We start from the raw sequence: 23,025 nt of genomic DNA, 5'->3' as shown, positions 1-23,025 counted from the left end.
AATATACGGTATGAGAGACTATTATGCCTGCCACTAAACAAGACGCTGTATTGATTCAAGCCGCCAAGACTGGCAACATTATTCACGTCCAAGCTTTACTCGCTAAGAATGTTAACGCTAACGCCAAAGACTCTGAGGGGACGACGGCTTTGATGTTTGCGGCCCAAAAGGGCTATACAGAAATCGTGCGTACTCTACTAAACAATGACGCTAATGTCAACCAGGTGAGCAGGCGTTTTGGCTTGACAGCTTTGATGCTGGCGGCGGCTCACAAACAAGCTGACTCTGTGCGGCTGTTGCTGGCGGCAGGTGCTGAGGTTAATGCTAAAAATGATGATGGAAGTACGGCTTTGATGGCGGCTTCTCTCAAGGGCGATATCAATGTTGTGCGGATGTTACTTGATGCTAATGCTGATGTAAATGTCCAAGATAAAGATGGAGATTCATCTCTGAAAATAGCTGCTTTATCCGGTCATCTAGCTGTTGTAAAAGCTTTGGTGGATGCGGGTGCTGTTGCTGACAATTCTATGCTGTTTTTAGCTGTCCGTCAAGGAAGCGCTGAAATTGTGCGAATTTTGCTCAATTGTGGGGCGGATGCTAATGTTAAAAATCTAGAGAGCAAAACTGCTTTGATGCTGGCTGCGACAGCGGGAAATTTGGCTGTTGTCGAGGCGCTGTTGGCTGCTGGTGCTGATGTCGAAATTCCCGACAAAAACGGAGAAACTGCTTTAACTTTGGCTGCGGATGCCGGCAATACTGATGTGGTGCAAACTTTGCTTGGTGCGGGTGCTAATGCGAATGTGAAAAATGGAGATGGGGGCACGGCTTTGATGGCCGCTGCTGCTGGCGGAAATGCAGCGATCGCTCATATCTTACTCGATGCTGGCGCCGATATCAACGCTAAGGATAAAGATGATGAAACTGCTTTGAATTTAGCCGTGGTTGAAGGCTGCGAAGATGTGGTGGAATTGCTCTTAAACCGAGGTGCTAGTGTCGGTTCGAGAAATCGGTTGGGCGATACGCCTTTACTGGTAGCGGCTGTTCACGGCCATAGTGCGATCGTATCGGCTTTGCTGCAAAAAGTAAACTCAAATCCGGCTGATTTTCTGAATGCTAAAAACTTTGGGGAGACGGCTTTGACGCTGGCTGCGTTTCACGGACATACCGAGACTGTGAAAGCTTTGCTTGACGGCGGTGCTGATCCCAATGTCCCGGCGGATTTGGGGAAAACGGCTTTAATGAAGGCGTGCGATCGCGGTCATATTGCGATCGTCCAATTATTAGTCGAAAAAGGTGCGGATGTCAACTTGCTGGATGATTCGGGCGCAACTGCTTTAATGTGGGCCGCACATCGGGGTTATGCTGAGGCAGTAACAATTTTAATTGATGCTGGTGCAGAACTAAACCACAAAAATCCGGGAAATTATACAGCTTTAATGCTGGCTGAATTTAAGGGTTCTTCCACTGTGGTGAAATTGCTCAAAAGTGCTGGAGCACTGGAGTAAGAATTAAATAGTTTTGAGTAAGGTAATTCTGTCATTCTGAGGGTAGGCTTTGGGAAGTGAAGAAGCTCACATATCGGAACTTACGCACTGTAAGGGTGTGGCAATAATTGAAATTTTTCGCCTTACTCAGAATGACAAAATTAGGTAATTAGTGCGTCCAGGACGATGAATTATATCAATTCCGGCGCAGCCGGAATGATATCAAATCCGCGCTTCATCGTCGCGGGTAAAGTCGAATCAAGCTGCCAACAAATAATTCGCGCAATTTTCATTTTTTGGACTCACAGTCAACAGTCAACAGTCAACAGTCAACAAGCATTCCGGTGCAACCGGAATCGATATTAACCTCAGTTTGCTTTGCGTACCCAGCCGTTAATAGTAAAGCGGCTATCAGCAAAAGCTTTTGAGGGACAGCTAACTCGCAAAACTTCGTGCATATAGCGACTTAGAAAAAATACGATGCTGTTATTGCGAGGCTCAACGGTTCTGAATGTCTTGTCCGCAACATAAAAATTGTTCTCGATTTTGCTGTCATAAATCTGCAACTCGCCACCTGAAAAACCCTTGGGTTCTCGATAGAAATAGTAAACGTAAGTAAAAAATCGGCTGGCCGTATCTGGCGAGCCACTGTCGTTGTGAAGTTTATAAAAGTTGTTGTCATTGTGCATGGTTAGCTGAGCTTCTATCTCACCCAGGGGAAATGACGGAATATTTAAACTTTTGAGCACGTCGGGGAGAATTGCTTTGATGCGATTAACCATCAGTTCCGAAAATTCGGGGAACGAGTGGAGTACCATCGAACGGCGGTAATCTTCGGCATTGGTTGAGGTGCTGGTACTCACAAATTCTGATTCTTTTGCTAAGACATATTTAATCAGTTTGTTTTTTTCGGCGGGGGTCAAAAAGTTGTCTATTTGGGCGTAGCGAGATATTAAATCGTCATTTACAGGCGGCGCAGGGGCGGGAATTTCTGCGACGGGAATTTCTACGGGAGTTGCAAGCTGCTGCGGTTGCAGTTCCTGCAAGTAAATTGGGGGTTCGGTGACTAATCCCACTAGGTTTTCGCCGGGAAAAGAAAGGGCGGAACGACCTCCGTCTATAGGGATTTGAAATAAGGTGGAAAAACCGGGTGTTGGTTGAGTGCGATCGACTAATGTTTTGATCAGGCTGTGCAATAATGGTGTATCAGATTTGAGCGTGACGGTGCATTGATGTCCGCCTGTGAGCAGGATTTTGACTTTTATGTCTTGGGGTTTAATTTGCGGTTGAATTGTGCTAGTCATAGCCGTTAGTTATAGAAGAAAAAAGTTCGGCAACGGATTCGCAAGGGCGGATGTAACGGATGGATGGATGGGAGAAGGAAGATGGAATATGGAAGATCGAAGAACAAAAATTCCATCATTGCTTGAGGGCGGGCTAGAAGCCCACCCCACAATAGAATTGACTCTTTGTGGAATAGGCATCTTCCCTGTTCGTGAGAGATAACTAAGATGTCATTACTACACTACGAACTTAATTAATGCAAGAAGTGGCGGATATCAGTGAAAACCATTGTGATTCCGAGTTGGTTGGCTGCTTCTATGGAATCTCGATCGCGCATACTTCCGCCTGGTTGGACGATCGCAATTATGCCCGCCTCAGCCGCAGTTTTGACTGAATCGTCGAAGGGGAAGAAACCGTCACTGGCCAAAATCGCTCCTTTGCTCTTGTCTCCTGCTTGTTCTAATGCTAGTTTAACTGAGCCGACGCGATTCATTTGTCCGGCGCCGACACCGATTGTAGTGCGATCGCGCGTCACAACGATCGCATTTGATTTGACGTGTTTCGCTACTTTCCAAGCAAACAGCAATTCTTCCAACTCTTGGGCCGTCGGCTGTTTCTCAGTAACAACCCGCCATTTGCTAGTTTCTTCTACTATATTATCTGAGTCTTGCACCAGCAAACCGCCTGCAATAACTTTAACAGTTTGTGGCGGGCCTTGAGTCAAATCTGGCAAAATTAATACTCGAACTTTCGCCTTTTTCTTGATAATTTGTTCGGCTTCTGGTTCGCACCCCGGCGCGACGATACATTCTAAAAATGTTTGAGTTAAGGCCGTTGCGGTAGCAGCATCAATGGGGCGATTGAGGGCGACAATGCCGCCGAAAGCTGAGACTGAATCGGTGTCGAAGGCTTTTTGATACGCTTCAGAAATAGTTGTTCCCAAGGCTGTGCCGCAAGGATTTGTATGCTTCAGAATAGCGGCCGCGGGTGTGTCGGGGAATTCTACGATCAGCCGCCTTGCTGCTTCTAAATCTACTAAATTATTGTAGCTTAATTCTTTGCCTTGCAGGATGGTGCTAGTCGTCCAGCCTGTCGGTGTACTTCCGCTTTGATACCAGGTGGCGGCTTGATGTGGATTTTCGCCGTAGCGCAGAGTTTGCAGCTCTTTTCCTGATAAATTAAACTCGTCGGGTAGCGAAGATTCTTCAGCGGATTGGCTGCTGAGATAATTTGCGATCGCGCGATCGTAGTTTGCTGTATGTTTGAAGGTTTCTAGCGCGCATCTTTGCCGAAACTCTAAGGATGCTTCGCCACCATTTTCCCGCAGTTCTTTTAAATAAGTATTGTACTGTTCGGGGTCGCACAACACTGTCAAATGAGCGTGGTTTTTGGCTGAGGCTCTCAACATTGCCGGCCCACCGATATCTATCTGCTCAATTGCGTCTGCTAGAGTAACTCCTGGCTTAGAAATTGTCTCTTCAAATGGATACAAATTGACTACAACTAGATCGATCGCCCGAATTTGATTTGCGGTTAAATCTGCGAGGTCTTCCGGTACATCGCGGCGTGCTAAAATGCCACCGTGGATTCGTGGGTGAAGTGTTTTGACTCGCCCTCCCAAAATTTCGGGAGAACCAGTATATTCCGCAACTTTGGTCACTGGGATGCCTGCTTCTTTGAGGGCTGTTGCTGTCCCGCCACTACTAATTATGTCAAATTCAAATTCTTCTACTAGAGTGCGCGCTAAGTCGATTAGTCCGCTTTTATTAGATGTGCTCAGAAGTGCTAGACGTGCCATTGGTTTGAAGTTGCGATCGCAAAAATAGATAGGTTATATTCTATATCACATCTGCCTGCAGGGAGATGATTTGGTAATGGCTAATTATGATTATTTTTGACGATTTAAGGATGAGTCCGCTCATTTTTAAGCATATTTTTTTTCCAAACTATATAATATTTTATACTGACCTGTGGCTTTTAAATATTTAAGACTTTTGCGGAGAACTGATTATTTTGTGAGTGGGAGAGGGATTGAAGCCATCTCCAGCTTGCACCTTTCGTATCGCTACGTAAGTGTCAATGTTGTTGAAATCACTTAATAAAACGTAATAGATAATTATAGCGCGATTACTCAGAAATTTTAACGAAGTTTTAGGATGAATTAGAAAAGTAATGTGCTAGCATCGGGTGTAAATTGCGATCCCCCTAAGTTCCCCGGAGAATTGGGCGATCGCACTAGCTTAATCGAAAAAATAACTTGGTAGGGTAGAAATATGTTTTTTCAAGAAGCCGATCCAGAAAATAAGGTCAGTAATATTAGCAGGAATCATAAAAAAACTGCTCACAATATGATTCACAGAACCGACTACCAACAGATTCCCAAAAAAAGAGCCGAGAATTCGACAGATGCCAACATTTCCGAAGCTTATAGTCTTAGTCTGTGCGAACTGCAGCAGATGGAGCGAGCAATGGAACAGCTAAAGCAGGATTTGAAAGCTAGCGAATCTCGGTTTCGGAATGTGATTGAAAAAAATGCCGACGGCATCGCAATCGTTAACAAGCGAGGACTTGTCTGTTTTGCCAACCCGTCAGCAGAAGCGCTGTTTAACTGCACGGCAGAGGAACTTCTAGGTCAAGCATTTTTTGGCAATTTAGTAGTAGAAGTTTCAGCTTGCGACCTTGAGATGGCGACGGATATTATTCCCCAAGTTGGAAAAACAGAAGCGCCAGGAACTCGCGTCGTGCAAACAGAAGTTGAAGCTATTCGCAAGCAAAAAGCAAATGCTGTAGTAGAAATGCGGGTGGTGGAAACGGAATGGGATGGAGAAATGGCTTATTTAGCTACGCTACGGGATATTACCGATCGCAAGCGCGCAGAAGAAATGCTTTGGTTGTACGATCGAGCTATAGCAGCTAGTAGCACCGGATTTACGATTTATGACGCCACTGACCCCGAACATCCAATTATTTATTGCAATCCCGCATTTGAAAGCATGACCGGTTATCGGCGGCAGGAAATTATCGGAAAAAACTGCCGATTTTTGCACGGAAGCGATACCGATCCGGCGGCAGTAGAAATAATTCGCCAAGCCTTGCAAACAGAAAGCGAATGCAAGGTAATATTAAAGAATTACCGCAAAGACGGAACCGCTTTCTGGAATTGTTTCTCAATATCTCCCGTGCGCGATCGACTGGGCAAATTAACTCATTTTATTGGCGTACAGAGAGACATCACTGAGCGCAAACAAGCTGAAGAAGCCTTGCATATTTCCGAAGCACAAAGCAGAGAACAAGCCGCTCAACTAGCAGCCACACTTAACCAGCTCAAAGCCACTAATTCCCAATTAGTTCAAAGCGAAAAAATGTCTAGTTTGGGCTTGCTACTTGCCGGCGTCGCTCACGAAATTAACAACCCAGTCAGCTTCATTTACGGCAACCTCACTCATCTCACAAATTATACTCAAGACTTGTTTCACCACCTCGAACTTTACCAAAAGCATTATCCCGATCCAGTCGTGGAAATTCAACAGGAAAGAGAAGAAAAGGAACTCGATTTTTTAGCTGAAGATTTACCTAAAATACTGTCTTCCATGAGCGTTGGTGTTGAGCGGATTTGCCAGATTGTGCAGTCGCTGCGGAACTTTTCGCGCCATGACGATTCACAGATGAAACCCGTTAACATCCACGAAGGTATTGACAGCACGCTGTTAATTCTCAATCACCGTTTGAAAGGGAACGGAGAAAAGCCGCCCATTCAAATTGTAAAACAATACGGAGAATTGCCGACTGTTGAGTGTTTTGCTGGGCCGATAAATCAAGTTTTTATGAATATTCTCAGCAATGCGATCGATGCTTTAGAAGATGCGAAAAATAGGCAAAATTGTCAACAAATGGTAGAAAATCCTAGCCAGATTAGGATTGGTACGGAAGTGGTCGGCAATTTTGTAGCAATTAAAATTGCTGACAACGGCCCGGGAATAACTGAGCAAGTCAAACAGCAGATATTCGATACATTTTTTACTACCAAGCCCATTGGTAAAGGCACGGGAATGGGATTGTCAATTAGCTATCAAATTATTGTAGAAAGACACAAAGGGGAATTATATTGTACTTCGGAATTGGGCAAGGGCACGGAATTTACTATCAAAATTCCGATCGCACATTAGCGCAGAATGGGCAATCCGCGCTTTACCAACTTGATATACAGGCAAACAAGCGAGCGGGACGTTCGCACTCCTAAAAAACGAGAAAAATCGTTTTTTCTCGTTACCCGACTCTGGCTGGGAACGCATACTTAGAGGCTTTGCCTCCCCATTGTAGAGAGAATTATCAGGTGCTTTTTTGCTCACCTTACCCGCCTAAATAACTAATTAAAAAACCTCTGCACCCTCCAACTTCTTAAAAGTTTCAACCTTAGCCCTCGCCGCTTCCCCGCAAGTCTTCGGCGTCGGAAACATCTTCCCAGGATTCGCCAAACCTTTCGGATTAAACACCTGACGCACCCACTGCATCGTCTCCAAATCTACCTCCGAAAACATATCCGGCATAAAACACTTCTTGTCAGCACCGATGCCGTGTTCCCCCGAAAGACTTCCCCCAACTTTCACGCAAAGCCTGAGAATTTCTCCGCCCAATTCTTCCACCTTTTCCAGCGCACCTTTTACCGAGTTATCGTACAGAATCAGCGGGTGCAAATTCCCGTCTCCCGCGTGAAATACATTAGCAATCCGATAACCGTATTTCTCGCTCAAACCCTCAATTTCTTTCAAAACATAAGCCATTTGGGTTCGCGGAATTACGCCGTCTTGCACGTAATAATCAGGGCTGAGATGACCCGCCGCCGCAAAAGCAGCTTTCCGCCCTTTCCAAATCTTTAGGCGCGTTTCCGGGTCGCTTGCTGTCGTGATATTTCGCGCTCCGTTATGCTTGCAAATATCGGCAATCCGCTGTTTGTTTGTGGCAACTTCCACTTCTAAACCGTCGATTTCTATGAGGAGAATGGCCGCCGCATCGCGGGGATAACATCCAGTTGCCACCACATCTTCCACAGCATTGATGCTGATGTTGTCCATAATTTCCATGCCGCCGGGAATAATGCCAGCGCTGATAATATCGGAAACCGATTCGCCCGCTGCTTCTATACTGGCAAAATCCGCTAGGAGAACGCAAATCGATTCCGGCGCTTTGAGAATTCGCAGAGTAACTTCTGTGGCGATTCCTAAAGTGCCTTCGGAACCGACAAATACACCAGTTAAATCGTAACCGGGCATTTCGGGAATTTCGCCACCGACATCGACAATTGAACCGTCGGGAACTACCAATTTTAATCCTAAAACGTGATTCGTTGTTACTCCGTATTTGAGGCAGTGAACGCCGCCAGAATTTTCGGCAACGTTGCCGCCAATCGAACAAACAATTTGACTGGAAGGATCGGGCGCGTAGTAGAAACCGGCGCCGCTAACTGCTTGCGTTACCCAGTTATTAATTACTCCCGGTTGCACGACAACTTGCTGATTTTCTAAGTCTACTTTCAGGATTTTTCGCATTAGGGCAGTGACAATCAGCACGCAGTTTTCTACAGGCAAAGCGCCGCCGGAAAGGCCGGTGCCTGCGCCTCTAGCCACCCAGGGAATTGAGTTGCGATCGCATATTTTGACCACTTGCGCCACTTCCTCGGTAGTTCGAGGCAATACCACCATGGCGGGGCGCTGGCGGTAGCTGGCGAGTCCGTCGCACTCGTAGACAATCAATTCTTCGCGGCGCTGCACGACACCATTTTTGCCGACTACAGCCTCGAATTCTTTAATAACGGGTTTCCAGTTGCGTTCTGTTTCTATGGCTATCATTAGTGAATTTAATTAGGGAACTATCAATAATATTGTGGCAAGTTTTACTATTTTTGTGCAATTATTTTTCTAAGGGTTGCAATATTGACACAGGGAAGGATCGGCAGTCTCTCGACCGTCGGGAAATACTTTTTCTTTAGTATAACCGCAGTTTTTGCATTTATAGATTGCCGATCGCACTAGCTGAGTCGGAAAATAGCACAGTCCGCAAGGCAATCCGATTTTCGTCTCAGCAATATCGAATCCCGGCCAACCGCACTCCGGGCAGAATTGCTTGAATTTTTTAACTAAATCGAGAGTTGCATTTTCGATGTTTTTCATCCGAGTTGGATTGTACATCGCCCGCATATCTGTTTCGATGTGAACTCGACCGGTTGACGATTTTTTTAAGCCGGCTGTCACAGCGTCAAAAAGTTGTTTTTCTGTCCTAATGCCCTTGACAATTTCGCCGTTACCGAGCGCAGCGTCGCCAACTATAACCACCAGTCCATGTTCGGGAAATCCAGCTTTTTTAGCAAAATCATCTGCTTCTTCTATACTGGAAACTAACTCGTGACTGTAGTTAGTTTCAACAGAGAAAGAGTCGCCGATTAGTTCTAGATTGTTGACTCGATCTAATAAAATTACGATTTCTCTGTTAGCTGGCAGATACGGCATCATTGGGTGAGGCCCGAAAGTACCTTCGCTGGCAAAGGCAAGAGTTTCGCCCGCAATTTCTAGGGCTTTTTGTGCTTTATGGCGAGCCGCTTCTATTTGTGTTCCTAAGCGTTTAACTTCTCTGGTGAAGGTGCCGAAAGTGTCCGTGTCAAGCTCCGCAGGTACGAGGATTTTTACACCCAATTCTCGTTCCAAAACGGGAGCCATCACCCGTTCTTTTTGGTGCATGGTAGCAAGCACTGCGGTGCGATCGCTCAATAATTGATTGGGATTCACAGGCTCAGGAATATTAGACATACAGCAACATTATTTCATAACAGAAGGCTCAAATACACCCTTTGACCTAAGTGATCAATTCACCACTCAAGCGTCAATCTTAAAAGCGATCGCTAGTTGCCCCCAGTCACTCCCCCAACTTGACCTCTGAGTACAAAAATTACTCCAGTCATAATTAGCGCCACGCCTACCAACCGCAGCGGCGGCAAAGGCTCGTGAAATATAAGTTTGCCGCCTAAAACAGTAAATAGGTAACTAATTGACAGTAAGGGCGAGACTATGCTAAGGTTTGCCCGCGACAAAACTACAATAAAGCCGATGGAAGAAATTGCATACAAAGAAAGACCACCTACAATCAACGGCTGGGTAGCCATTGCTAGAATTTTTTCCATTAAATTAGCAGCGCCAATGGGTCCTAAGATTTTAGCTCCTGCCTTCAGACTGAATTGACCTGCGACGCCACACAAAATAGCAGCAAGTAATAACAGAAAAACGCTTCTATTCATAAGTTTAGTAACCTATAGTACAATCAAAAATTGCTGTTACCAAAAACCTAAAAAACTTTAATTAAGTTTTGTTGGGTTTTATTCAGCACTAATATTTTAAGCAGAGATACGGGAAAATCAAGTATGGTCGATCGCGATCGAGAATGGAACAAATATATGGCAGAGCAGACCAACCCAAGCGGAGAATACACTCTAGAACTATCGATACTCATGCCTTGTCTGAACGAAGCAGAAACTTTAGAAATCTGCATACAGAAAGCACTGAGGTCGCTGCGCGAACTTGATATTGCAGGCGAGGTCATCATAGCAGACAACGGCAGCACTGACGGTTCTCAAGATATCGCTACCAGAATGGGAGCGAGAGTTGTGCCCGTAGCAGCCAAAGGCTACGGCAGCGCCCTGATGGGAGGCATCATGGCAGCGCGCGGAGTTTATATTATCATGGGCGATGCTGACGACAGCTACAATTTTTCCAACCTCGGCTTTTTTGTCCACAAATTGCGAGAAGGTTTCGACTTAGTAATGGGAAACCGCTTTCAAGGGGGCATCAAACCGGGTGCAATGCCGCCGCTGCACAAATATTTAGGAAATCCGGTGCTGACATGGGTTGGGCGGCTATTTTTTGCAAGTCCCGTCGGCGATTTTCACTGCGGACTCAGGGGTTTTAGGAGAGACTCAATTTTGAAACTCGACTTGCAAACAACGGGGATGGAATTTGCTAGCGAAATGGTGGTCAAGGCCTCTGTATACAAGCTGCGGATAACTGAAATCCCAACCGTACTTTCTCCCGACGGCCGCAGCCGGCCGCCGCACTTGCGAACTTGGCGAGATGGCTGGCGGCACCTGCGATTTTTGCTGCTTTACAGTCCTCGGTGGCTGTTTTTGTATCCGGGTACTGCGCTGATGATTTGGGGTCTAATTATCGTGGTTTGGCTGTTACCCGGTACTCAAAAGATTGGGAGTATCAGCTTTGATGTGCACACGCTGCTTTATGGTGCGATCGCAATTATCATCGGTTTTCAAGCAGTAACTTTCGCTTTTTTTACCAAAATTTTCGCCATCAGCGAGAAATTCCTGCCCGAAGACCCCAAACTCAACAAAATATTTCGCTATGTCACCCTAGAGACAGGATTGATTGTCGGAGTCACACTGATTTTAATCGGAATAGTTGGCTCGTTCTTGTCATTAACTATCTGGAGCGAAACGGCTTTCGGTACTCTCGATCCTTCTAAAACTCTGCGTTTGGTTATTCCCTCGCTCACTTGCCTGACTGTCGGTTTGCAGATGGTTTTGTCGAGCTTTTTTCTCAGCGTGCTGAGCTTGAAGCGTAGGTGATAACATTAAAGTTACTGGCAACATTCCTCAAAACTAAATTGCCATGCAGGGGAAGTTCAGGGCGATCGCATTTCCCTCGCTCCTCAATTGCTATAATAACAGTCAACCCAAAAATCTTAATCAAGAATCTATGTCTACTTACAGCGCGGTACTGACTCAGGTTCTAAGACTTGCACCAGATGAGCAACTGCGACTCATCTCTGAATTATTAGTATATCTTCGTCACCGGGTTCAGGCTAAACCTAAGCGGAGTATTTTAGAATGGGAAGGGTTGGGTGAGGAAATGTGGAATGGGATTGATGCACAAGAATATGTGAATCAGGAACGAGATTCATGGAATGGATAGCTCAGTTACAGGAAAAACTCTACTAAAATTGCTATAATTTATTGATAATCCCACCGAGTAGGAGATTAAGATGCAAGTCAAAGACATGACAGTTGAGCAACTGCGGGACTTGATTCGACATACCGTTGAACAGTGCTTAGAAGAATATTTTGGCGATGCTGATGCAGGTTTAGAAGTTAAGGAAGAAGTCAAGCAGAAATTGTTAGAGTCAATGAAGCGCAAACAAGCAGGAGAAAGTAGCGTCGAACCTGGGGAAGTTTATCAAAAACTCGGCCTAAAATCGTAATGAGCTATTCGGTTGAGTTGACAGCAGAAGCTCTGGTTAACCAAGAAAGATTGACTCAGGCTGTGCAGGAGCGTATAGGTAATAAAATCAATTGGTTGGCTGAAAATTTTGAACAAATTACTCCTATGCCGTTGTCGGCTAATCTGGCAGGTTTCTTTAAGTTAAGAGTGGGTGATTATCGGGTAATTTATTCTTTTGATGAGGATTTAAAGGTGATTACTATTCACCAGATTGGACACCGGAGAGAAATTTATGATTAACTGAAGGGCGATCGCACTTTGGGAAGATCAGGGCGATCGCACTTAGGGGAAGATCAGGGCGATCGCTTTTTGGGCAAAAGAGGGACGATCGCTTTTTCGGCAAAAGAGAGGCGATCGCTCGTCTAGTAAGAGAGTGGCGATCGCCTTTATAGGAGTTTAACTAATTGACAATCCAGCGACTTTTGCGTTCAGGAGTTGAACTACCTCTTCTATATTATCCACTGCGCTGAACTATGGAATAGCTACTGGCTTAATCTGGAATTCCCCACTCACCTATATCAACTTCTTCGCCAGTTTCTTTTGCTCGTAAAAGAGCAGTTTGAATCTCATCGCCTAACTGCGAAAACTTGACTGTTTGACGACGGGTGGGTTCCCATCGAGGCATATTGAAGAAAGCTCTACTTACATTTTCTTCTCGTACCGTTTCAATTACTGTTTCTTTGCCATCCCATTCATAAGTTATATGGAAAGTAGTTAGAAGGTTTTGACCAATGTAGCTATGATTTTTTTCCTTAACTATATACATACCTACCTCAGAACCTTACTTAATTTTTTTCCGAACCTCTCAAACTTTATGAATTTGATTATTACAATAATAGCATTCATTTTGGTGGCAGTAAATACTTTGTAAATATAATAGGTTAACTCATTCTTGAGCTTTTAAGTTCTGCCTCATTGCTTCGCATCAATTAGTAAAGACGTTGTATAAAACCTCTCTACTAACTGATGCCTACTACAATCCTATTCTACTCCCTCAATCCGGTCTTCCACCTCCTGATAAAGTTCACGCAGACGATCCAAATTGTTCTCCGAAGTCTCCCAATAACCCCGGCCATTCACCTCAAGCAAAGTGCTGACAATCTTGCGGAAAGAATGAGGATTTAAGTTAAGCAAACGCTTCTGCATCTCCTCATCTTGGATAAACGTAGTGTTGACATCCTCATACACCCAATTATCCACAGCGCCCGCAGTCGCACTCCATCCAGTCGTATTCACCAGACGCTTAGAAATCTCCCGCACGCCTTCATAACCGTGCGACAACATCCCCTCGTACCACTTCGGATTCAGCAGCTTAGTCCGCGAATCTAAACGCACGGTTTCTGATAGCGTCCGCACCTGGGCGTTGGCTGTGGTTGTATCAGCAACAAAGGATGCTGGTTTCTTCCCATCTGCGCGCAAACTGCCGATCAATTTAGTCGGATCGGAGTCGAAATAGTGCGACACGTCGGTTAGCGAAATCTCTGCCGAATCTAAGTTTTGGAAGGTCACTTCCGCAGTTTTCAAGGATGATTCAAAAATCTGCCGGTCTTGTTCCATTGTTCCGGGATTGTCGGAAGAAAAGGCGAAGGATTTGCGAGTTAAGTACATTTCCTGCAACTCGGCTTCGCTTTCCCAAGTGCTGTTTTCTACCGCCAAGTTGATGTTAGAGGAATAGGAACCTGAGGCATTGGAAAATACGCGGGTTGCTGCTTGTCGCAGGTTGATTCCCATTTCTTCCGCTTGCTTCAGGGCGTGTTTGCGGACGAAGTTCATCTCTAACGGTTCGTCGGCTTCCGCTGCCATTTTCACGGCTTTATCTAACAAATTCATTTGGTTGATGAACAAGTCGCGGAATACACCAGAACAGTTAATTACTACGTCGATCCGAGGGCGTCCCAACTCTTCTAAAGAAAGCAATTCGAGTTTGTTTACCCGGCCCAATGCGTCGGGAACTGGCTTCACTCCCACCATCCACATTACTTGGGCGAGGGATTCGCCGTAAGTCTTGATGTTGTCGGTTCCCCACAACACAACGGCGATCGTTTCTGGGTAATTTCCGCCGTTATCAACGCGCTGTCTTTCTAACAGCCGATCGACTACAAGCTTAGCAGACTTAACCGCCCCCGTTGTAGGGATTGACTGCGGGTCTAAAGCGTGCATATTCTTGCCAGTCGGCAAAACATCCGGGTTGCGAATCGGATCGCCACCGGGGCCAGGCAGAACATACTCGCCTTCTAACGCGCGCAACAAAGCGCCTAATTCGTTGTCGGCACAAACTTGCTGCAAGCAGAATTCCAGATACTCAAACAGCGGTTTAATCGGTTCTGGATCGATTTTTTTGTAACCTGCGGCGTGCAGCGCATCAATCCAAGGTGTTTTCTTGCCCATGTTGAAGAAATTCAACTTAGAAACAAGGGAAACTCTACCCTCAGCATCGGTTTGTTCCTTCACCAAAGCCCCAACGGCATCCCGACAGGCTAAGGTGATGTTTTGCAGCAATTCGACATCATTTAAAATGCCTTTGTCGCTGTTAGTGTAAATTTCGCCGATATCGCGTCCGAGACTGTTAGCAATAATCCGCGGCAAGCTGATCAGCCCGTCTTCTTCGCGGTCTAAATTGGCGATATTCACCAAAGTTGCGATCGCCTCTTCCGCAGTCGGTGGCTTACCGATAACGTGCAAACCGCAAGGTAACAACCGCGACTCAATCTCCATCAACTTGCGGTAAACCAAGCCAACTAAATTGTCCCGTTCCTCCGAAGTCATTCCCGCAGCAACCCCTCTTTCTTGTTCGGGAGGTAGGGCGATATCCTTGTCCAAATTCACCAAACGGCATTTTTCGACGATCGCATCAACAATCGGCACACCGCGCCCAGTCTCTTTCAAAGTTTGATAAGAAGCAATTAACTCGCTGAGTTCCTGCAAACCTTTGTACAAACCAGCATTTTCAGCCGGAGGAGTCAGATAGCTGATTGTTTCAGCATAACTGCGGCGCTTGGCAATTGTTGCCTCGCTGGGATTGTTGGCGGCGTAATAATAGAGGTTAGGAATTTTGCCGATCAAACTGTCGGGATAACAATCCCCAGACATTCCCATCTGCTTACCGGGCATGAATTCTAGCGAACCGTGAGTGCCAAAGTGCAGCACCGCATCCGCACCCCAAATGCGCTCCAAATATGTATAGTAAGCAGCAAAACCGTGGTGCGGGCTGGCAGAACGAGAGAATAACAACCGCATCGGATCGCCTTCGTATCCAAAAGTAGGTTGCACTCCGATAAACACATTGCCAAAATGTTTGCCGAAAATCAGCAAATTTTGTCCGTCGCTGTTCAAATGTCCCGGAGGCGGGCCCCAATTTTCTTGCAAGCGTTCCGAGTAAGGAGTGAATTCTTCGTATTCAGCTACCGACATCCGGTAAGCAACATTTAATTCCGGGCTTTGGTATTGGGCTGTTGCGTCGTGGATGACTTCTTGCATCAGTTTTTCGGCGGAATCCGGCAATTCTGGCAAGTCGTAACCGTTGCCTTTTAAGGCTTTCAATACTTGGTAAATCGAGCCGAAAACGTCCAAATAAGCGGCAGTTCCGACGTTGCCTTTGTCCGGCGGGAAACTGAAAACTGTGATCGCAACTTTTTTATCTAATTTTGGTTTCCGGCGCAGCATTGCCCACTTCATAGCGCGCTGGGAAATTGCTTCGATCCGGTCTTGTAGGGCGATCGCCTTGCCAGTTGCGCCATCACGTCCCGACAAAATAATCGGTTCGATCGCGCCATCCAACTCGGGAATGGCAATTTGCAAAGCAACTTGAATCGGGTGCAAGCCTAAATCGCTATTTTCCCACTCTTCCGTCGTTTGGAAAACCAGCGGCAAAGCCACCATGTAAGGGCAGTTTAGCTTTTTCAAAGTCTCGATCGCCTTCGGGTGATCTTGTTTCGCCGGGCCGCCCACCAGCGCAAAACCAGTCAGAGAAACGACCGCATCAACGATCGGCAGCGGCGCAACACCTTTGGTTCCAACTTCCAAGAAGAAAGTTTCGACTGGTTTCGAGAAGTCCAAACCGCCGGCAAAAATCGGCACCACCCGCGCCCCCATTGCCTCCAATTCCTGCACCATTGCTACGTAGTGCGCGTCATCTCCGGTGACTAAGTGAGTCCGCTGCAACACCAAGCCGATGCAAGGTGCGAGGGGGTCTTTGAGGTCAGCAGAAATATCTTTGCGGGCGTTGTACCAGGTGAGGTAGGCTTTTACATCCTCAAACATGGACGGTGCCAAAGGATGCCAAATTCCCATATCCGGGTAGACAACGGGATCTTGGAAAGTTAGCTGTTCCTGGCCTTTGAATACATATTTATGTGACAGCATCAGCAAGAAGTTTTCCAAGTTTTCTTGGGAACCTCCCAGCCAATACTGGAAACTCAGCATGAAGTTGCGGGCATCTTGGGCTTTGTCGATGGGCAAATATTTCAGCACTTTCGGCAAAGTTTGCAGCAGTTTCAGCATTCCGTCTTGGAAGGAACTCCCGGATTTTTCCTTCCGTTTTTTCATGAATTCGCCGATCGCACTTTTGCTTTGTCCCAACTGTGCCATCGAGAAACTGCCCATTTTATTGAGGCGCATCACCCCTGGCATCGACGGGAAGACGACGGCGACATCCAAGCTGTCGCGCAGCGGTTCAACTGCCGCTACCACTTTTTCTGCCAAATCTTCGATGAAAATTAGAGAAGCAATAAATACATTGGCATCTGCCACATCCCGCTTGAAGGCTTCGTAATTTTCCGGGCTGCGGAGTTCCTCGATCAGGTAGCCGCTGATTTCTATTGCCAAATTCGGATTTTTCTTGTTTATCGCTCGAACCGCTGCAGACAGGGCGCTTTGATACTGCGGTTCCAGTACGACATAGACCACCTTCATGAGCGATCGCCCTTGCAAGTTTTCCGGCACGACGTGGCGAATGGTGGGCTTGACGTGAGTGAACATCCGGTTAGGCTCCTTTAAGATGCTGTTTTCGGGAATCGGGAATTTTTTTATCCCATAAGCATTTTTACCAGAAAACGCTTGCCATTAGGCGATTTGAGCCTGCACATGACACAATTCGACAAATTTAGGGCAACTTTTCGTTACATTTTCTTCTAAATTCCTTGAGCAAATACTCCATATTTTATTTACATATATTTACTTGACATAAGTGGATTTATGTGTAAGAAGTTAATGATTTGGATAAAAATAATTAAAAATTAACCAACAATTGAGAAAGAAATCCTGAAAAAAGTTCCAAGTTTTGTAGAATTGATCAAACTTGCGATCGAGCAATTAACTGAGGGGAAAAAGGCATAATTTCTGAAAGCAGAATGTAGCCTTCGGATAATTGCTGCGTCATCAAGATTGACATTTTACCAGGAACTTAAAACCATTTCATAACGTCTGTTTTGTCTAAATTCCTGATTGGCGATCGAGTTGATGGATAGCTAATTGCTATAGAATCTCAAACTCATCAAAACTTTAGGGGGAAACATGGCTAACTACGCAATTTTCGACGAACAATTCTACCTCGCCTCATATCCTTGGATCAAACCAGCCATTGACGCAGGAGTCATCTCATCTGGGAGAGAACACTTTGAAAAATTTGGGCGAGAAGGCGGTCTAACTAATGTATCGCGTTATTTTGACGAAAATGCTTACCTTGCTGGCAATCCAGACCTCGCACCGTTCGTCCGCACAGTCAACCCAAACGCGCCTTTTGCGACCGGCCTCGATCACTTTATCCAGTTCGGTTACGATGAAGGACAGCGCCGCACCCAAGTATCACCCGAATACAACGAAACCTTTTATTTAGCAAACAACTCTGAACTTCAACCGTTTATTCAAAACGGAACTTTCAAATCAGGGTTCCAGCATTTCGTTCAATTCGGGGCCAAAGAAGGTCGGTTTGGGACTTCATTTTTTGAACCGGAATACTTAAAAGAAAACCCCGACATAGTGCCGTTTGTCAACTCTGGAAACTTGAAAACAGGTCGGGAACACTTTTTCAATTTCGGGCAATTTGAGCCGGCCCGCGACGCGACTTTTGTCGGTACCCGTACCAACGATGTTTTAACTGGTGTTGGCGTGGGCGATGTCGAACTTGTGGGAGTAGAAGTAGGTATAGACTCCCAACGTAACCTGCAGTATGAAAGCTTTGGCACCAATGAATTCGATGTCTTGATTGGTGCTCCGGGAACTAATACATTCGTACTCGGAGTTCCTGCTACAGCGGGGAATGTCACCCCGACACCGCTGTATTTGGGTAACGGTCAAGCTACGATTCGCAACTTCGACATAGAAAGCGATTTTATCCAACTGCAAGGAACTTCTTTAAACGGCTACAGCCTGACTCCGGTTGGCAACAATTTGTCAATCCAGCGTTTTGGAGATGTACTGGGCGTGATTGAAGGAGGAGCAAGCTTGGGTTTGACTTTCCAAGAATCTAACGGTAACGGTACTTTCTTGATTGGATAGTGATTAGTCATCAGTCATCAGTCATCAGTCATTAGTCATTAGCTCAGGCTGATGATTAATGATTTTTTATTGGTTGTGGGCTAATGTGCTATGAAAAAGTACGATCGCCCTTTACTTTAAACAGCAAACTATGAATTACGATATCTTCGACGAACAATACTACCTAGCCTCATATCCGTGGCTGAAACCAGCCATTGATGCCGGCATCATCAAATCTGGAAGAGAACACTTTGAAAAATTTGGTCAAGCCGCCGGCCTCACAAAAATATCGCGGTATTTTGACGAAGATACTTACCTTGAGGGAAATCCAGACCTTAAACCCTTTGTCCGCACATTCAACCCTAACGCGCCTTTTGCGACCGGACTCGACCACTTTATCCAATACGGTTACCAAGAGGGTCGCAGCCATGTATCGCCTGAGTATGACGAAGCGTTTTATCTCGCAACTAACCGAGGTTTGCTGCCGTTTATTCAGAATGGAACGTTTAAAAACGGCTACCAGCATTTCATTGAATTCGGTCTCAAAGAGGAGCAGTTTGGGACTTCATTTTTTGAACCGGGATATTTACAATTCAACCCCGATGTTCGGCTGCTTGTCGAATCGGGAGCCTTGAAAACTGGTCGCGAACACTACTTCTATTTCGGGAAAAACGAGCCAAACCTATCTGCTACTTTTGTCGGAACTTGCGGCAATGACATCCTCACTGGTGTAGGGGTGGGGTATACCCAATTAATAGGATTTCAATTAGGTTACACTACACAAAGTAATAAAATTTTTATCCACAGGTAATATTAGGAAAGTGACGGCAGCAATGAATTCGATACTCTAACTGGCGGTAGCGGCCGCGATATATTAGTGTTGACCCGTAGAACTCGCACTCTAGGGGGTGGTAGATCGGCGGTTTACACTGACCTGTCCTACATCGGGCCGGGTTTTGCTACAATTCGGAACTTTACGCAAGATCAGGATACGCTCGATAGAGGGATTTCCTCAAATCAATTATTGGTATTTTTTATCAACAATAATCGAGATTTAGCTATTCAAAAGAAGGGCTTATTCGTCGTTAACAAGGGAGTTACCGAAACCACTCCCTCTGACACGATCGCTGTTATTGAAGGTGGCGGAAATCTCAAGTTGAATCTATTACCAGAAAATAGAGATAATCTATCTTTAGGCTCTAGAGGTAATCTACCTTTACTTGGATAGAAATCTCTAAGCTATTGGGGATTTGCCTGATTGCTGCTGGGGAGTACGATCGCACATTCGCAAAAATGGCGATCGCACTGTTGTGTTTGCCATAAAAATCATAAAACAGGCTTGACAATAATTACAGCAGGTTCAATCTTGCTCAAGTAAACCTCGAAAACCCAGAAGGGCGCGCACTGTTGGCACCGCCCCTACAACAGCCAATTTATTGTGCTTCATTTACCTAAAAAGTGCTGTAACTTGACATACTGAGTTAGTAGAATTAGTAATAGTGGGTCAATTTTAACCGACAAGTAAGCAGACTAAGCTTGCAGCAAAACTTATGACTAATTATGAAATTTTTGACGAGCCATACTACCTGGCGCAATATCCTTGGGTGAAACCGGCTATTGATGCAGGAATTATAAAATCTGGCAGAGAACACTTTGAAAAGTTCGGTCAAGCCGGCGGCCTGACCAAAGTATCGCGTTACTTTGACGAAGAAACCTATCTAGCTCAAAATCCAGAGATTGCTCCCTTGGTTCGCACCCCAAACAATCCAAACGCGCCTTTTGCGTCTGGCCTCGATCACTTTATTCAGTTGGGCTACGAACAGGGTCGCACCCGCGTGTCACCTGAATACAACGAAGAGTTTTATTTGGCAAATAACTCAGAGTTGCGATCGTTCGTTCAGAACGGAACTTTCAAATCAGGCTACCAGCATTTCATTCAATTCGGACTCAAAGACGGTCGTTTTGGGACTTCATTTTTTGAACCGGAATACTTAAAAGAAAACCCCGACATTGCGCCGTTTGTCAACTCTGGAGCCTTGAAAACCGGTCGGGAACACTACTTCAATTTCGGAAAAAACGAGCCAAACCGATCCGCTACTTTTGTCGGAACTTCCGGCAATGACACCCTCACAGGCGTTGGTGTGGGGAATAACGAACTGATTGGAGTGGAAGTAGGTATCGATCCCCAAGGCAATCGGCAGTATGAAAGCTTGGGATTTTATGAATCTGATGTCCTGATCGGCGGCCCTGGGAGAGATACATTCGTACTCGGAGTTCCTGCTACCTCCGGTAACCCCACATCCCGTCAACTCTATGCGGTTGCCACCGGTGTAGTTAGAATTCGGAACTTTGATGAAGACTTGGACAAGATCCAGTTGGCAGGAAGTCCCGATCTCTACACAACACTTTCGGATGCTAACGAGCTCATAATCCTCAGCCCAAGATATGAAACAATTGGTATTATTCAGGGACCAAATTTATCTTGGTCTACAATTCAGCCAAAGGAAGACGGCACTTTCTACCTATTCCTTAAATAACTGGAACCTCGGTTATCTCTTTCTCGGTTAACATGGTAGGGTGCGTTAATAACGCACCCTACTGAACTCAGATTATAGCAGTTGTCAAATTGCTGTCGATAGCGATGGAGTTGTTCTTCTGCTGGCTCAGCTTTTGCTTCGGCTGTCAAATACCGAGAACCGTGTTCATCGTGCCAGTATCGAACAGTACCATGACAGAAAGTTGACAAGTTTATTAATTAATTGTACGCTTCAGAAACCTGGTTTCTAAATATCAAAATCATTAAAGCCGCAGTAGGAAAACATGGCTAGTTACGCAATTTTTGACGAAAAATACTACCTTGTTCAATATCCTTGGGTCAAACCCGCCATTGATGCAGGAGTTATCAAATCTGGAAGAGAACACTTTGAAAAATTCGGTCAAGCCGGCGGCTTAACCAAAGTATCGCGGTATTTTGACGAAGCTACTTACCTTGCTGGCAACCCAGACATCGCTGCCTTAGTCCGCACCCCCAACAACCCAAGTGCACCTTTTGCGACGGGTCTAGACCACTTTATCCAATACGGTTACGAAGAAGGTCGCACTCGCGTATCGGCTGAGTATGAGGAAGCGTTTTATGTAGCAAATAACCGACAGTTGCAGCCGTTTATTCAGAATGGAACTTTTAAAAATGGCTACCAGCATTTCATTGAATTTGGCATCAAAGACGGTCAGTTTGGGACTTCATTTTTTGAAACAGAATACTTACAAAAAAACCCCGACATCTTGCCGCTTGTCAACTCTGGAGCCTTGAAAACCGGTCGCGAACACTACTTCAAGTTCGGAACTTCCGATCCAAACCGCTCTGCGACTTTTATCGGAACTTCCGGGAATGACATCATTACCGGTGCTGGGGTGGGAAATACCGAATTAATTGGAGTTGAAGTAGGTTATGTTACAAACAGTGATGGCTTTTCCATCCCCGGTCGAAATTATGAAAGTGATGGTAGTAATGAATTCGATATTCTCACTGGCGGTAGCGGCCGCGATAAATTCATGCTCGGTGACCTTTTACCAGGCAGTGGTGGTAAGGGATTCAGTTCCCCAACAAGGCTCTATATCGGGCCTGGTTTTGCTACTATTCGGAATTTTACCCAAGGTCAGGATAGCATCCAGCTAGCATCAGGTAATTCTGACGGAGATCCCTTAGATAAATTCTTGGTATTTCCTATCAACAACAATCGAGATTTAGCTATCGAGACGAACGGCTTGTCAGTCTTGCGTCCAAATGGATCTTCCGAACTTAGTAGCTTTGACAGGATAGCTGTTATTGAAGGTGGCGGAAATCTCAAGTTGAATCAATTACCAGGATCTTCTTTTTCCATACTTTTACTTGGGTAGAAATCTCGCAGCTATTGGGGATTTGCCTGATTGCTGCTGGGGAGTACGATCGCACATTCGCAAAAATGGCGATCGTACTGTTGTGTTTGCCCTAAAAATAATAAAACAGGCTTAACAATAATTAACTTCACATACTAAGTTAGTAGAATTAGTAATAGTGGGTCAAGTTTAACCGACAAGTAAGCAGACTAAGCTTGGAGCAAAACTTATGACTAATTATGACATTTTTGACGAACAATACTACCTGGCGCAATATCCTTGGGTCAAACCTGCTATTGATGCAGGAATTATAAAATCCGGCAGAGAACACTTTGAAAAGTTCGGTCAAGCCGGCGGCCTGACCAAAGTATCGCGTTACTTTGACGAAGAAGCCTATCTAGCTCAAAATCCAGAGATTGCTCCCTTGGTTCGCACCCCAAACAATCCAAACGCGCCTTTTGCGTCTGGTTTAGACCAATTTATTCAGTTTGGCTACGAAGAAGGCCGCACCCGCGTATCGCCTGAGTACAACGAAGAGTTTTATTTAGCAAATAACCGAGAACTGCTACCACTTGTTCAGAACGGAACTTTCAAAAATGGCTACCAGCACTTCATCAAATTCGGAAATAAAGAGG

At 45.5% G+C, this 23,025-nt stretch carries 18 protein-coding genes and 1 pseudogene; 12 read left to right on the top strand and 7 right to left on the bottom strand.

What is annotated here, in order from left to right; translation table 11 throughout:
- Nucleotides 1–23: 23 nt before the first annotated feature.
- A complete protein-coding gene (locus QUA47_RS23025; RefSeq protein WP_333432457.1) occupies nt 24–1,505 on the top strand; it encodes an ankyrin repeat domain-containing protein in 1,482 nt (493 codons plus the stop codon).
- Nucleotides 1,506–1,852: 347 nt separating this feature from the next.
- Here the strand turns inward: QUA47_RS23025 and QUA47_RS23020 are convergent, their stop codons facing one another.
- Both QUA47_RS23020 and purH read right to left on the bottom strand, forming a co-directional pair.
- Nucleotides 1,853–2,788 carry a 2OG-Fe(II) oxygenase gene (locus tag QUA47_RS23020; RefSeq protein ID WP_333432456.1) on the bottom strand — a complete coding sequence of 312 codons (936 nt, stop codon included), beginning with the start codon at nt 2,786–2,788 and terminating at the stop codon, nt 1,853–1,855.
- A gap of 233 nt (nt 2,789–3,021) precedes the next feature.
- Nucleotides 3,022–4,566: a bifunctional phosphoribosylaminoimidazolecarboxamide formyltransferase/IMP cyclohydrolase gene (purH, locus tag QUA47_RS23015; RefSeq protein ID WP_333432455.1), complete on the bottom strand. Its 1,545-nt coding sequence runs from the start codon at nt 4,564–4,566 to the stop codon at nt 3,022–3,024.
- A gap of 475 nt (nt 4,567–5,041) precedes the next feature.
- Here purH and QUA47_RS23010 point away from each other — a divergent pair, with 475 nt between their 5' ends.
- Nucleotides 5,042–6,934: a PAS domain S-box protein gene (locus tag QUA47_RS23010; protein ID WP_333432454.1), complete on the top strand. Its 1,893-nt coding sequence runs from the start codon at nt 5,042–5,044 to the stop codon at nt 6,932–6,934.
- Nucleotides 6,935–7,138: 204 nt separating this feature from the next.
- On the opposite strand, the gene glcD is transcribed toward QUA47_RS23010, so the two are convergent.
- The 3 genes from glcD to QUA47_RS22995 form a co-directional block, all read right to left on the bottom strand.
- Nucleotides 7,139–8,614: a glycolate oxidase subunit GlcD gene (gene glcD, locus QUA47_RS23005; RefSeq protein ID WP_333432453.1), complete on the bottom strand. Its 1,476-nt coding sequence runs from the start codon at nt 8,612–8,614 to the stop codon at nt 7,139–7,141.
- Nucleotides 8,615–8,683: 69 nt separating this feature from the next.
- Nucleotides 8,684–9,568, bottom strand: coding sequence for a DUF6671 family protein (locus tag QUA47_RS23000; protein WP_333432452.1), 885 nt, complete (start codon nt 9,566–9,568; stop codon nt 8,684–8,686).
- 92 nt (nt 9,569–9,660) lie between these two features.
- Nucleotides 9,661–10,053, bottom strand: a complete 393-nt coding sequence (locus QUA47_RS22995; protein WP_190662000.1) for a transporter — start codon at nt 10,051–10,053, stop codon at nt 9,661–9,663.
- Nucleotides 10,054–10,176: 123 nt separating this feature from the next.
- On the opposite strand from QUA47_RS22995, the gene QUA47_RS22990 reads away from it, so the two are divergent.
- The 4 genes from QUA47_RS22990 (at nt 10,177) to QUA47_RS22975 (ending at nt 12,280) form a co-directional block, all read left to right on the top strand.
- Nucleotides 10,177–11,388, top strand: a complete 1,212-nt coding sequence (locus QUA47_RS22990) for a glycosyltransferase family 2 protein (RefSeq protein WP_333432451.1) — start codon at nt 10,177–10,179, stop codon at nt 11,386–11,388.
- A 43-nt stretch (nt 11,389–11,431) separates the two neighbouring features.
- Nucleotides 11,432–11,734 carry a hypothetical protein gene (locus QUA47_RS22985; protein WP_333432450.1) on the top strand — a complete coding sequence of 101 codons (303 nt, stop codon included), beginning with the start codon at nt 11,432–11,434 and terminating at the stop codon, nt 11,732–11,734.
- A 70-nt stretch (nt 11,735–11,804) separates the two neighbouring features.
- The gene (locus QUA47_RS22980) at nt 11,805–12,020 is read left to right on the top strand and encodes a hypothetical protein (protein ID WP_190662002.1); all 216 of its coding nucleotides are present in this window, start codon (nt 11,805–11,807) and stop codon (nt 12,018–12,020) included.
- Nucleotides 12,020–12,280, top strand: a complete 261-nt coding sequence (locus QUA47_RS22975; protein WP_190662003.1) for a type II toxin-antitoxin system RelE family toxin — start codon at nt 12,020–12,022, stop codon at nt 12,278–12,280. Before QUA47_RS22980 ends, QUA47_RS22975 begins: the two co-directional genes overlap by 1 nt.
- Before the next feature lie 250 nt (nt 12,281–12,530).
- Here QUA47_RS22975 and QUA47_RS22970 read toward each other — a convergent pair whose 3' ends face one another.
- The gene (locus QUA47_RS22970; protein ID WP_333432449.1) at nt 12,531–12,806 is read right to left on the bottom strand and encodes a hypothetical protein; all 276 of its coding nucleotides are present in this window, start codon (nt 12,804–12,806) and stop codon (nt 12,531–12,533) included.
- A 215-nt stretch (nt 12,807–13,021) separates the two neighbouring features.
- A complete protein-coding gene (locus QUA47_RS22965; RefSeq protein ID WP_333432448.1) occupies nt 13,022–17,017 on the bottom strand; it encodes a magnesium chelatase subunit H in 3,996 nt (1,331 codons plus the stop codon).
- 534 nt (nt 17,018–17,551) lie between these two features.
- Here QUA47_RS22965 and QUA47_RS22960 point away from each other — a divergent pair.
- The 6 genes and pseudogenes from QUA47_RS22960 to QUA47_RS22940 form a co-directional block, all read left to right on the top strand.
- Nucleotides 17,552–18,535, top strand: coding sequence for a calcium-binding protein (locus tag QUA47_RS22960; RefSeq protein ID WP_190662013.1), 984 nt, complete (start codon nt 17,552–17,554; stop codon nt 18,533–18,535).
- A gap of 130 nt (nt 18,536–18,665) precedes the next feature.
- Nucleotides 18,666–19,325 (top strand): hypothetical protein, encoded by a 660-nt coding sequence (locus QUA47_RS31075; protein WP_445302542.1) that lies wholly within the window; start codon nt 18,666–18,668, stop codon nt 19,323–19,325.
- A 66-nt stretch (nt 19,326–19,391) separates the two neighbouring features.
- Complete coding sequence (locus QUA47_RS31070; RefSeq protein WP_445302541.1) at nt 19,392–19,742, top strand: hypothetical protein; 351 nt, start codon at nt 19,392–19,394, stop codon at nt 19,740–19,742.
- Between the two features lie 322 nt (nt 19,743–20,064).
- Nucleotides 20,065–21,051: a calcium-binding protein gene (locus tag QUA47_RS22950; protein WP_333432447.1), complete on the top strand. Its 987-nt coding sequence runs from the start codon at nt 20,065–20,067 to the stop codon at nt 21,049–21,051.
- 283 nt (nt 21,052–21,334) lie between these two features.
- Complete coding sequence (locus tag QUA47_RS22945) at nt 21,335–22,411, top strand: calcium-binding protein (RefSeq protein WP_333432446.1); 1,077 nt, start codon at nt 21,335–21,337, stop codon at nt 22,409–22,411.
- Between the two features lie 208 nt (nt 22,412–22,619).
- A pseudogene (locus tag QUA47_RS22940) lies at nt 22,620–23,025 on the top strand (calcium-binding protein); the annotation flags it as partial.

Origin of the sequence: Microcoleus sp. MON2_D5 (genome assembly GCF_036701905.1) — a bacterium.
Classification (GTDB): Bacteria; Cyanobacteriota; Cyanobacteriia; order Cyanobacteriales; family Microcoleaceae; genus Microcoleus.
The sequence above is the reverse complement of the archived record's forward strand: the minus strand, read 5'-3'. Positions and strand labels throughout refer to the sequence as shown.

Bases quoted from the DNA above. Each gene is read 5' to 3' on its own strand.
- QUA47_RS23025 (WP_333432457.1), top strand. From the start codon at position 24: ATGCCTGCCACTAAACAAGACGCTGTATTGATTCAAGCCGCCAAGACT.
- glcD (WP_333432453.1), bottom strand. From the start codon at position 8,614: ATGATAGCCATAGAAACAGAACGCAACTGGAAACCCGTTATTAAAGAA.
- purH (WP_333432455.1), bottom strand. From the start codon at position 4,566: ATGGCACGTCTAGCACTTCTGAGCACATCTAATAAAAGCGGACTAATC.
- QUA47_RS22995 (WP_190662000.1), bottom strand. From the start codon at position 10,053: ATGAATAGAAGCGTTTTTCTGTTATTACTTGCTGCTATTTTGTGTGGC.
- QUA47_RS22970 (WP_333432449.1), bottom strand. From the start codon at position 12,806: ATGTATATAGTTAAGGAAAAAAATCATAGCTACATTGGTCAAAACCTT.
- QUA47_RS23000 (WP_333432452.1), bottom strand. From the start codon at position 9,568: ATGTCTAATATTCCTGAGCCTGTGAATCCCAATCAATTATTGAGCGAT.
- QUA47_RS22950 (WP_333432447.1), top strand. From the start codon at position 20,065: ATGACTAATTATGAAATTTTTGACGAGCCATACTACCTGGCGCAATAT.
- QUA47_RS31075 (WP_445302542.1), top strand. From the start codon at position 18,666: ATGAATTACGATATCTTCGACGAACAATACTACCTAGCCTCATATCCG.
- QUA47_RS22975 (WP_190662003.1), top strand. From the start codon at position 12,020: ATGAGCTATTCGGTTGAGTTGACAGCAGAAGCTCTGGTTAACCAAGAA.
- QUA47_RS23010 (WP_333432454.1), top strand. From the start codon at position 5,042: ATGTTTTTTCAAGAAGCCGATCCAGAAAATAAGGTCAGTAATATTAGC.
- QUA47_RS23020 (WP_333432456.1), bottom strand. From the start codon at position 2,788: ATGACTAGCACAATTCAACCGCAAATTAAACCCCAAGACATAAAAGTC.
- QUA47_RS22990 (WP_333432451.1), top strand. From the start codon at position 10,177: ATGGTCGATCGCGATCGAGAATGGAACAAATATATGGCAGAGCAGACC.
- QUA47_RS22965 (WP_333432448.1), bottom strand. From the start codon at position 17,017: ATGTTCACTCACGTCAAGCCCACCATTCGCCACGTCGTGCCGGAAAAC.
- QUA47_RS22980 (WP_190662002.1), top strand. From the start codon at position 11,805: ATGCAAGTCAAAGACATGACAGTTGAGCAACTGCGGGACTTGATTCGA.
- QUA47_RS22985 (WP_333432450.1), top strand. From the start codon at position 11,432: ATGCAGGGGAAGTTCAGGGCGATCGCATTTCCCTCGCTCCTCAATTGC.
- QUA47_RS22945 (WP_333432446.1), top strand. From the start codon at position 21,335: ATGGCTAGTTACGCAATTTTTGACGAAAAATACTACCTTGTTCAATAT.
- QUA47_RS22960 (WP_190662013.1), top strand. From the start codon at position 17,552: ATGGCTAACTACGCAATTTTCGACGAACAATTCTACCTCGCCTCATAT.